This window comes from Caballeronia terrestris (genome assembly GCF_001544515.1).
In the GTDB taxonomy this organism is placed as follows: domain Bacteria; phylum Pseudomonadota; class Gammaproteobacteria; order Burkholderiales; family Burkholderiaceae; genus Caballeronia; species Caballeronia terrestris.
Genome location: NZ_FCOL02000112.1, coordinates 1 through 9,594, shown reverse-complemented (window position 1 = coordinate 9,594; position 9,594 = coordinate 1). Strand labels below are relative to the sequence as shown.

At 64.8% G+C, this 9,594-nt stretch carries 12 protein-coding genes; 7 read left to right on the top strand and 5 right to left on the bottom strand.

The window, feature by feature from the left end; translation table 11 throughout:
- The 5 genes from AWB67_RS32685 to AWB67_RS32665 all read right to left on the bottom strand — a co-directional run.
- Window positions 1-1,313: PHA/PHB synthase family protein (locus AWB67_RS32685; protein ID WP_087660179.1), on the bottom strand; the 1,313-nt coding region annotated here is incomplete at its 3' end.
- Between the two features lie 93 nt (window positions 1,314-1,406).
- Window positions 1,407-1,808, bottom strand: coding sequence for a phasin family protein (locus AWB67_RS32680; RefSeq protein ID WP_087660178.1), 402 nt, complete (start codon window positions 1,806-1,808; stop codon window positions 1,407-1,409).
- Window positions 1,809-2,094: 286 nt separating this feature from the next.
- Complete coding sequence (locus tag AWB67_RS32675; RefSeq protein WP_087660177.1) at window positions 2,095-2,589, bottom strand: CBS domain-containing protein; 495 nt, start codon at window positions 2,587-2,589, stop codon at window positions 2,095-2,097.
- A gap of 91 nt (window positions 2,590-2,680) precedes the next feature.
- Complete coding sequence (locus tag AWB67_RS32670; RefSeq protein ID WP_087660176.1) at window positions 2,681-4,015, bottom strand: ATP-binding protein; 1,335 nt, start codon at window positions 4,013-4,015, stop codon at window positions 2,681-2,683.
- The gene (locus AWB67_RS32665) at window positions 4,012-4,674 is read right to left on the bottom strand and encodes a response regulator (RefSeq protein ID WP_087660175.1); all 663 of its coding nucleotides are present in this window, start codon (window positions 4,672-4,674) and stop codon (window positions 4,012-4,014) included. The genes AWB67_RS32670 and AWB67_RS32665 overlap by 4 nt, the downstream gene beginning before the upstream one ends.
- Before the next feature lie 265 nt (window positions 4,675-4,939).
- Between AWB67_RS32665 and AWB67_RS32660 the strand changes: the two genes are divergently transcribed.
- From AWB67_RS32660 to AWB67_RS32635, 7 genes are all read left to right on the top strand, one after another.
- Complete coding sequence (locus AWB67_RS32660; RefSeq protein WP_087660174.1) at window positions 4,940-5,278, top strand: hypothetical protein; 339 nt, start codon at window positions 4,940-4,942, stop codon at window positions 5,276-5,278.
- A gap of 432 nt (window positions 5,279-5,710) precedes the next feature.
- On the top strand, window positions 5,711-6,307 hold the full coding sequence (locus AWB67_RS32655) for a phosphatase PAP2 family protein (protein ID WP_087660173.1): 597 nt from the start codon (window positions 5,711-5,713) through the stop codon (window positions 6,305-6,307).
- Between the two features lie 55 nt (window positions 6,308-6,362).
- Window positions 6,363-7,025, top strand: a complete 663-nt coding sequence (locus AWB67_RS32650) for a response regulator transcription factor (RefSeq protein WP_087660172.1) — start codon at window positions 6,363-6,365, stop codon at window positions 7,023-7,025.
- A 168-nt stretch (window positions 7,026-7,193) separates the two neighbouring features.
- Window positions 7,194-7,370, top strand: coding sequence for a hypothetical protein (locus tag AWB67_RS41060; RefSeq protein WP_159965055.1), 177 nt, complete (start codon window positions 7,194-7,196; stop codon window positions 7,368-7,370).
- A gap of 13 nt (window positions 7,371-7,383) precedes the next feature.
- Window positions 7,384-7,569 (top strand): DUF6726 family protein, encoded by a 186-nt coding sequence (locus tag AWB67_RS32645; protein WP_087660181.1) that lies wholly within the window; start codon window positions 7,384-7,386, stop codon window positions 7,567-7,569.
- A gap of 11 nt (window positions 7,570-7,580) precedes the next feature.
- On the top strand, window positions 7,581-8,204 hold the full coding sequence (locus AWB67_RS32640) for a hypothetical protein (RefSeq protein ID WP_087660171.1): 624 nt from the start codon (window positions 7,581-7,583) through the stop codon (window positions 8,202-8,204).
- 32 nt (window positions 8,205-8,236) lie between these two features.
- Window positions 8,237-8,890: a flagellar basal body L-ring protein FlgH gene (locus AWB67_RS32635; protein ID WP_235025463.1), complete on the top strand. Its 654-nt coding sequence runs from the start codon at window positions 8,237-8,239 to the stop codon at window positions 8,888-8,890.
- The last annotated feature ends 704 nt before the right edge of the window (window positions 8,891-9,594 follow it).

Sequence of the window (9,594 nt, the reverse complement as noted above, 5' to 3'; positions counted from 1 at the left end):
CCCGCCTTGCACAAGTTGTTCTCGAGATACATGTTGCGCAGATACCAGGCGTACATCGGGCCGGGCAGGTTGGTGCCGTCGGCGTTCCAGTACAGCAGGTCGAACGCCTGCGGCGCGCCGCCCTTCAGATAATTGTTCACGACATACGGCCAGATCAGGTCGTTCGCGCGCAGCGTCTGGAAGACGAAGCCGAGTTCGCCGCCCGAATAGATGCCGCCCTTGCCGATCGTCTGCTCGCGCTGCGACACGCCCTGCTCGTCGATGAACACGCCGAGGTCGCCGGGATCGCTGAAGTCGAGCATCGTCGTGAGGAGCGTGAAGCTTGCGACCGATTCATCGCCGCGCGCGCGCAGCACCGCAAGCGCCGACGACAGAATCGTCCCGCCGACACACCAGCCGACCGCATTGACCTTGTCGGCGCCGCTGATCGTGCGGCTGACTTCGATCGCCTTGATCGCGCCGTTCTCGACGTAGTCGTCCCAGGTGATATGGCCGAGTTCCGCGTCGGGATTGCGCCACGACACGAGGAACACCGTCTGCCCCTGCTCGGCCGCGTAGCGCACGAACGAGTTCTCGGGTTGCAGATCGAGGATGTAGAACTTGTTGATGCACGGCGGCACGATCACGAGCGGCCGCTCGGCAACCTGCTCGGTGAGCGGCGCGTACTGGATCAACTGGAACAGCTCGTTCTCGAACACCACCGATCCCTTCGATACCGCCACGTTCTTGCCCACTTCGAACGCGTTTTCATCGGTGATGGAGATGCGGCCGCGCTTCAAGTCTTCGAGCAGGTTCGCGAAGCCCGTGCGCACGCTTTCGCCCTGCGTCTCGATGGCGGTCTTCATCGCTTCGGGGTTGGTCGCGGCGAAGTTCGCGGGGCTCATCGAATCGATGAACTGGCGCGCGTAGAAGCGCAGCTTGTGCTTCTCCTTCTCGCCGACACCCGCCGCTTCGACCATGTCGTTGAGCAGGCGCGAGTTGAGCAGATACGTTTGCTTGAGGACGCTGTACCACGGGTTCTCGCGCCAGGCATCGGCGCTGAAGCGGCGGTCGCCGCGCTCGGGTTCGACGGCGGCCGTGGGCTTTTGCCCCGTCGCGCTCGCCACCATGCCCATGTAAAGGGCCATTTGCTGCTGCCAGTAATGCGCCTGCGCCTGGGCGAGCGCCAGGGCCGGCAGTTTCGCCGAGGTCAAGGGAGCGGCGGGCGCGTCGGCGGTGTGGCCGGCGGCGCCCGTGTAGGCCTGCAACAGCGTCTGCCCCGATTTGAAAAAGCCCCGGACGAACTCGTCCGGCATGTTGAACGGCGAGGGCATGCGTTTCTCCTGATAATTCTGTCGAAAAGGCTGCGGCGCGGCATGCGCTCAAGCGCGTGCCGCGTTGGCTTGATCGCCTGAAAACGCGCGTTTCTAGCCGCGTTGCAGCATCTTCTTGATCTCTTCCATGTGCTCGTTGGCACGCTGAGTGATGCTCGCCATCGCGTCGGCCTGAGATTTGCGCGCGATCTCGGCGAGATCCTTCATGTCGTCGATCGCCTTGACGTACGCGTTGCGGGCGACTTCGCTTTGCTTGGCAGGATCGGAGATGCCGGTAGTCGCGGCGGCCTGGATGTCCTGCATCGCGCGGGCGAGCATTTCCTGCTGCTTGCGCGCGACGGCCTGCATCGACTCGTAGGCGGTCTTGTTCGCCTCGACGATCGCCTCGATGTCCTTGCGCCGCGACTCGACGATCGCCGACATATCGACGCCCGGCACCTTGAACTGTTCGAGCATCTTCGTCAGATCGCCGAAGGGGTTGGTTTGGTCAGCCATGATTGTCTCCTGGGGTCGCGGGGGTGATCGCGAGTTGTGCGCGGATTCTGCGCGAATGATTCGCGGGTGGTGCGCTTGTGTACCGGCATATCGAGCAACACTCATGCCGCACGGACGCCGCGCGCGCCGGGCATCGCGCGCGCATCGCCGCCGCTCATCACTTTACATCGCCGATGCATGCCGTGGGGCGGCAAGACGCGCCCTTTCCCGCTGACCAATAGCATTAAATGCGCAGCGGCGCCCGGCCGGATTGAGATGCGGACGGGCGTGCGTTTTGTGTGCGGATTCAGTAGCTGCTCGGGTCGGGCGTGAGGAGAATCGTCCGCTCGATCGCCATTTGTCGCAGCAACTGTTCGTGATGCCCGAGCATTTCCTTCAGGAGATCCCCGATCGACAGCATGCCAATCACCTCACCGCGCTCGACCACGGGTAAATGCCGGATACGTTTTTCCGTCATCAGCTCCATGCATTGCGGAACGGTGTGCTCCGGGCTGACGAAAAACACGTCGTCGGTGGCGACTTCGCTCACCAGCGTGTCTTTTGACGTCCTGCCGCTCAGCACGACCTTGCGCGCGTAATCGCGCTCGGAGAAGACGCCCGCGAGCCGTCCCTGATCGATGACGGCGAGCGCGCCGACATCCTTCTCCGCCATCGTCTGCAACGCGGAGAGGACGGTAGCATCGGGCGGCACGAAATACACGCCGGGCGGCTTGCCGGCGAGAATTTCACGGAGCGTCTTGTAGCGCAGCAACTGGTCGGGTTTTGTGTAAGTCGGCTGCATGATGGACTCCTCGGGCGCTTAAAAGCCCTGCACGGACGGTGCGTCTTTGGACATTAGACCATCGCGTGCAGATTTCCAAACGAGCGAAGATTCAAGCCGCTCGCAGCCCGCTCGCCGACACCGCGAGTCCCTTCCCGCTCGCACGATTGGCGACAGAAAACGCCGCGCGATGGCGCCGTGCGATATGCGACGCAATTGCGAGCCCCAGCCCGCTGCCCTGCCCTTGCGCACCCGCGCCGCGATAAAAGCGGTCGCAGACGCGTTCGATCTCCTCGGCGGCGATGCCCGGCCCGTCGTCGAGGACGGCGAGCGCGATGCCGCCCTTATCCCGCCGCAGCGTCACATCGACGCGGCCGCCTTGCGGCGTGTGGCGGATCGCGTTGTCGAGCAGGTTGTTCAGCAGCACGGCGAGCGCGTGCGAATCGCCGACAATCGTGAAGGCGTCGGCGGGACCGGTCGTGTGCTCGAGTTCGAGGCCGAGATCGATCGCCTTCGCCTCGGCCAGCATCGAGAAATCGCCGACGCAGATTTCGCAAAGGCGCCGAAGGCTCATTGCTTTCATCGACGTTTCGCGCTCGGCGTCCTCACGCGCCATCGTGAGCAGTTGCTGCGCGAGATGGATGATGCGGTTCAGGCGCCCTTCGATGCGCGCGAGCGTGTCGCCGCTGCCTTGCAGGGAGCCGTCGCGCACGGCGGCCTGCACCTGCAGCTTGAGCGCCGCGAGCGGCGTGCGCAGCTCGTGCGCGGCATCGGCGACGAAAGTACGCTGCGCCTGCGACGCCGCCGCGAGCCGCGCGAGCAGATCGTCGAGGGCCTCGACTAGCGGGCGGATCTCGGTCGGCACGGGCTTCGCGAGCCGCACCGGTTCGAGCGATTCGGCGGCGCGGCCGGCGAGCGCGCGCGAGAGCCAGCCGATCGGCGCGAGCCCGCGCGCGACCACGAACAGCACGAGCGCGACGGTCACGGGCACTAGCACCGCGAGCGGCCAGAGTGTGCGCAGCGCGAGCTTGAGCGCGAGTTCGTCGCGCACGAAATACGGCTGCGCGACCTGCACGAAGCGATCGGGCTGCTCGACGCCGAACACGCGCCAGCGATAACCCTCGCGATCCACCGAGCGGAAGCCCTCGCCGATGCGCGGCAACGCCGGCTCCTTCAGCGGGTGATAGATGAGCCGGCCGGTCCTGTCCCAGATGTCGATGACGAGCCGGTCGTCCGCGATGCCCTTGAAGTCGTGGCTCGGGCGCTCCGTGCTGTCGGTGGCCGCGATGTTCATCGGCAGCGAGAGCGCGACGGTGCGCAATTCGTAGTCGAAGAGCTCGCCCGCTTCGCCGCGCGCGGTCTGGAAGATGCCGAACGCCGCGACCGCGCACGCTGCCGCGAGCCCGAAGATGAGCCAGCCGAGAAGCCAGCGGCGTATCGACGTCATCCGAGCCTCTTCAGCCGATAGCCGACGCCGCGCACCGTCACCACCTCTTCCGCGCCGATCTTGCGGCGCAGGCTGTGCACGTGGACTTCGATGGTGTTGCTGCCGACTTCCTCGCCCCAGCCGTACAGTTTTTCTTCCAGCTCGGCGCGCCGGAACACGCGCGCGGGCTCTTCGATCAGCGCCTGCAGCAGCGCGAACTCGCGCGGCACGAGATTGAGCGCGACGCCGCTTTTCATCGCCTCGTGCGCGGCGGGGTCGAGCGTGAGTTCGCCGTGCGTGTAGACCGGATGCTTCTGCCCCGTGCGGCGCCTGAGCAGCGCGCGCACGCGGGCCGCGAGTTCATCGAGATCGAAGGGCTTCATCAGGTAATCGTCGGCGCCGGCGTCGAGGCCGCGGATGCGGTCGTCCACGGCATCGCGCGCGGTCAGGATGATCACCGGCGCCTCGCCGCCCGAGCGGCGGTAGTCGTTCAGCACGTCGATGCCGTCGCGCTTCGGCAAGCCGAGGTCGAGCAGCACGAGATCGTAGACGCCGTTGGCAAGCGACAACTCGGCCGCGCGCCCGTCCTGCGCCCAATCGACCGCATAGCCCGTGCGCCGCAGCGAGCCGAGAACCGTCTCGGCGATCATGTCGTCGTCCTCCACCAAAAGCAGACGCATGTGCGTTCTCCGTCGATTCGTCTTGAGGATTTGCGGATTGTCACGCGCACGAGCTTAAGCGCCACTTAAGCTCGCAACGCCCGATGCGACGTGTGCGAAAAGTCACGCAAGCGACCCGCATTCGCGCATGGAGAAATGCGTTGTGTCCGCGAACGCACAGAAGCTCACCCGCGCTTAAGCGTTTCCTAAGGAACGGCCTCGCATTATGACGGCTGAAGCAGGCGGCGCGTTTGCGTCACGAAGCGGCAAGGTCAGGGAGTGTGCCATGCAGGTGCCGAATTGGGTTTCGATGCGAGCGAACCTCGTGCTGCTCGCGATCGCAGTCGCCGTCGCCGATGCGGCGTGGCTGCTCGTGGCCGCAATCTTCGGCAAGCCGGAGGTCATCGGCACACCGGCTGCGCGCATCGTGACGACGGGCAGCGCCGTGGTGATCGCGCTCATCGTCAAACGGACGGCTCGCCGCGCGTTCGATGCCGCCGAATCGTCGCGGCATCTGACGTGGAAGGCGTGCGCGAGCGAGCCGCTGATCGCCGACGAGTGCCGCCACGACTGGCTCGTGCAATTGCATCTCGAACTGAATGACGGGGTGCACGCCAAAGGCTAGCGCTAATGCGCCAACGCATTGCTGCGACGCGTCACCTAAGTGTCCTCTAAGTCTCGCCCCGCAAAGTAAGCGCGGCACGCTCCGTGATCGATCGCCCCCGCCATCTTCCACGGACTCCCACGCGGACGGGCATGGCCTCGGAATCATGACCGTCCCCTTATGGCCTGGCGCAAGCCGGGCCATTTTTTTTTGCGCGACGCAATAAGCGTGAGCGTGCGTGACGCCTGCCGCTTAAGCATCTCTTAAGCGGCGACGAGGCAGCATTTCGAATCGTAATTGCATCGCGCCTCTACTCGCGCGATACCGTGGGCGAGCGTACGGCGACCGGGAAGCGCACGCGGTAATGATGAACCCAGCAATAGCAAAATATCGCCCCGGGTGCCGCACAAGTCTGCGCACTCGGGCCCGTGACCCCCTCCCGGCCCGCACATCATGGAAGCCCTTAACTACACGCTGTTCCTGCTGATCAATGCGTCGGCCGATCCGAGTCCGCCTGTCGTCTCGATGGCCGTTTTCTTCGCCGAGTACGCGATCGCGCTCGTGCCGCTCGTGCTCGTCGCCGGCTGGCTGCGCGGCGACGACGCGCGGCGGCGCTTTCTCATCGAAGCGTGCGCGTCGGCGCTAACCGCGCTCTTCGCCGCGCAGGTGATCGGCGCGCTGTGGCCGCATCCGCGTCCGTTCATGATCGGCCTCGGGACGAACTTGTTGCCGCACGTCGCCGATTCGTCGATGCCGAGCGATCACCTGGCTTTCGTCTGGGCCGTGGCCGCGAGCCTCATGTGGCACGCCGAAACGCGCCGCATCGGCTCGATGCTCGCGCTCGTCGGCGTGCCGATGGCGTGGGCACGCATCTACCTCGGCGTGCACTTTCCAATGGATATGGCGGGCGCGGCCCTCGTCGGGAGCGGCAGCGCGTGGTTTGCCGCGCGCTCGGGCCACTGGTTCGAAGAACCGTTGCTGCGCGTGGCGACGGCGATCTACCGGCCGGTGTTCGCGCCGCTCATTCGGCGCGGCTGGGTATCACCATGATCCGAACAATGAGCTACGCTGGTACCTTGCGACGATGAACAGGCGGAGTGGCGCGATGCGGGTACTGCTGGTCGAGGACGACCGAATGATCGGCGAAGCGGTGGAAGGTGCTTTAAAGGATGCGAGCTACGCTGTCGACTGGGTGTGCGACGGGCAGACGGCACTCACGAGCATCGAAACGCAGGTGTACGACATCGTGCTGCTCGACCTCGGCTTGCCGAAGATGGACGGCATCGACGTGCTGCATTCCGTGCGCGCGTCGATGAACCCGGTGCCGCTCGTCGTGATCACCGCGCGCGATGCGGTGGAGGATCGCGTGCGCGGCCTCGACGGCGGCGCCGACGATTACGTCCTCAAGCCTTTCGAGTTGTCCGAGTTGCTCGCGCGCATGCGCGCGGTCGTGCGGCGGCGCAGCGGGCAGGCCGCGCCCGTGATGACGAACGGCGCGCTCTCGCTCGATCCCGCGACGCGCGAGGCGAGCATCGATGGCCAGTCGACGCGCCTCTCCGCGCGCGAGTTTTCGCTGCTCCAGGCGCTGATGGTCCGGCCCGGCGCGATTCTTTCGCGCGCCGAACTCGAAGACCGCATCTATGGATGGAACGAGGAAGTGGAGAGCAACGCGGTCGAGTTCATCATCTATTCGCTGCGCAAGAAGCTCGGCAGCGACACGATCAAGAACGTGCGCGGCGTCGGCTGGATGGTGGCGAAAGAGGGGTGACGTACCCGCTCCGGTGCGATTTTCGCGCCTCGCGTAACGCATCGTAAGGACCCGCGAAAAGCGCGCTTTTCTCGCCCCATCGGTCGAACCGGCCACGCGTGAAGATGACGCATCGAATACGCAGCACGCGCATTCGATCCCGTCGATCACCCTTCACGGAACGCCATCATGACCGCCAGCACCACCATCGGAAACCGCCTGCCGACGACCTCGGCGCACACGCTTCCCATCAAGCGCAGCACCGACACCTCCAGCACTGCCTCGCCACAGGACACTGCGAAACCAGCGACGCCCGCGCGCTCGCTGCCGCCGCATCTCGGCACGACCATCGACACCACCGCCTGAACCCGTGATGCCGATGCTCACTCGCCACGCCGCGCGCGGCCTCGTCGCGTTTTCGATGATCGCCGCCACGCTTTTGCTCGATGGCTGCGCGCTCGCCGCGCTGCCCTGCCGCGTCACGTCCGCGACGCTCAAGATCGTGCCGTTGGTCGGCCACGCGGCAGCGTCGCCGTTCGACCTCTGCGCGAACGCAATCGACTGAACCACGACGTTATGAACCCGATCCTCATCGCCTGCGTGATGACGGCGTGCTCGCTCGTGCCGTCGCTGTCCGTCGCGCAAAAGCCGTTCGAATTTCGCGGCCTTCCGCTCGGCATCTCCCTCGACGATTTCCGCCGCCATCAGGCCGCACGCGCGACGCCCGAAGACAGCGTCGCGATCTGCGAAACCGATGCCGAAGCCACCGCACTCGGCATGAGCCTGCGTAACGCTGCAAGCCTCACGATCGCGTGCAAGTGGGCGCATCGCGGCGACGGCGGCTGGCAGGCGTCGCAAGCGGTCGTCGACGGCGCGCCGGCACGCGACCACATCCTGCGCTTTCTCGCGATGCCGGGCGAAGCGTCGCCGCGGCTCTACCGCATGTCGTTCGTCGTCGACGCGCGCGTGCTCGGCGACTTCGCCGAAGCGCTGACCTCGAAATACGGCAGGAGCCGCGTCGAGAACCTGCACGGCGAGAGCCGGCGCATCTGGGACAACGCCACGAGTTCGATCACGATCGAAACCAGCGCGGCGGCGAGCAACGGCCGCGTGATCTACCGCCTCACCGACCACGAAGCCTACCTGCGCACCGTGATGAACGCCTGGCGCTCGGCGACGGCCTCGCTCAACGCGCCATGAACTTCTTCGACACCATGATCCGACGTAACCACATGACCGCGATGCTATGCACATCGCTCGCGCTTTCCGCCTGCTCGACTTCCGAGCGTTCGATCGTCGAGATGCCGACGTTCGCGCCGGCCGTCTCGCAGCCCGTCAACGTGAACACGCAGGGCGCGATCTTTCAGTCGGGCAGCACGCTCTCGCTCTATGAGACGCCGCGCGCGCAAAAAGTGGGGGACGTCCTCACGATTCGTCTCGCGGAGAGCTATCAGGGCAGCAATTCCGCCGATGCCGACGCGAGCCGCGCAAGCAGCATCAGCGCCGAAGCCGCCGACAAATCGACGGGCGCGGCCGCGCGGCTCGCGCGCCTTTTCAACGTCGGCTCGGCGAACACGACGTTCAAGGGCGAAGGCAATACGAAGAACGTGAGTGCGATGAGCGGCACGCTCGCGGTATCGGTGATCGGCACGCTGCCGAGCGGCAACCTGATGGTCGCGGGCGACAAGGTGATCGCGATGGGCGGCAACCAGGACCGCCTGCGGCTCTCGGGCATCGTGAACCCGAAGGACATCGAGGCGGGGAATTATGTGCCGTCGAACAAGGTCGCGAATGCGCGCATCGAGCAGGCGGGTGCGGGCATGCTTGCGGATTCCACGACGATGGGGTGGTTGCAGCGGCTCTTCATGAGCGTGCTGACGTTTTAGGGTTGCTGGCGCTTTGGGGGGATGCTGTGAACGCCGTTTGATTTTTGATGGGCTTCTGTGGAACTTGCTTTCTTAGCGGTCTATTTGCTCTGCCCCTGTCCGGGGCGGGACTCACTTTCTTTGCACACTGCTTGACGCTGGCGCTTGAGGTGGTTGTTTTGTTGAACGCCTTTTGATGCGCTTTGGCTTCGATGGAACTTGCTTTGGTATCGGTCTATTTGCTCTGCCCCTGTCCGGGGCGGGACTCACTTTCTTTGCACACGGCTTGACGCTGGCGCTTGAGGTGGTTGTTTTGTTGAACGCCGTTTGATGCGCTTTGGCTTCGATGGAACTTGCTTTGGTATCGGTCTATTTGCTCTGCCCCTGTCCGGGGCGGGACTCACTTTCTTTGCACACGGCTTGACGCTGGCGCTTGAGGTGGTTGTTTTGTTGAACGCCGTTTGATGCGCTTTGGCTTCGATGGAACTTGCTTTGGTATCGGTCTATTTGCTCTGCCCCTGTCCGGGGCGGGACTCACTTTCTTTGCTGCTGCAAAGAAAGTAAGCAAAGAAAGCAGCTTCCAACCGCTAGTACAAACGAACCCTCACTCGCGTAAAAGCGGATTGGCGCTGGAGAGTAAGTGTCGCCCTCACGGCGGAACTGGGCTTGGCTCGCGGACCCACTGTGGCAACGCGCACTTGCTCTGAGTGGTATGCGCTCCGTTT

Excerpts from the sequence above, each read along its gene's own strand:
- AWB67_RS32675 (WP_087660177.1), bottom strand. The coding sequence starts at position 2,589 with ATGCAGCCGACTTACACAAAACCCGACCAGTTGCTGCGCTACAAGACG.
- AWB67_RS32680 (WP_087660178.1), bottom strand. The coding sequence starts at position 1,808 with ATGGCTGACCAAACCAACCCCTTCGGCGATCTGACGAAGATGCTCGAA.
- AWB67_RS32660 (WP_087660174.1), top strand. The coding sequence starts at position 4,940 with ATGCAGGTGCCGAATTGGGTTTCGATGCGAGCGAACCTCGTGCTGCTC.
- AWB67_RS32650 (WP_087660172.1), top strand. The coding sequence starts at position 6,363 with ATGCGGGTACTGCTGGTCGAGGACGACCGAATGATCGGCGAAGCGGTG.
- AWB67_RS32640 (WP_087660171.1), top strand. The coding sequence starts at position 7,581 with ATGAACCCGATCCTCATCGCCTGCGTGATGACGGCGTGCTCGCTCGTG.
- AWB67_RS32645 (WP_087660181.1), top strand. The coding sequence starts at position 7,384 with ATGCTCACTCGCCACGCCGCGCGCGGCCTCGTCGCGTTTTCGATGATC.
- AWB67_RS32665 (WP_087660175.1), bottom strand. The coding sequence starts at position 4,674 with ATGCGTCTGCTTTTGGTGGAGGACGACGACATGATCGCCGAGACGGTT.
- AWB67_RS41060 (WP_159965055.1), top strand. The coding sequence starts at position 7,194 with ATGACCGCCAGCACCACCATCGGAAACCGCCTGCCGACGACCTCGGCG.
- AWB67_RS32670 (WP_087660176.1), bottom strand. The coding sequence starts at position 4,015 with ATGACGTCGATACGCCGCTGGCTTCTCGGCTGGCTCATCTTCGGGCTC.
- AWB67_RS32655 (WP_087660173.1), top strand. The coding sequence starts at position 5,711 with ATGGAAGCCCTTAACTACACGCTGTTCCTGCTGATCAATGCGTCGGCC.
- AWB67_RS32635 (WP_235025463.1), top strand. The coding sequence starts at position 8,237 with ATGACCGCGATGCTATGCACATCGCTCGCGCTTTCCGCCTGCTCGACT.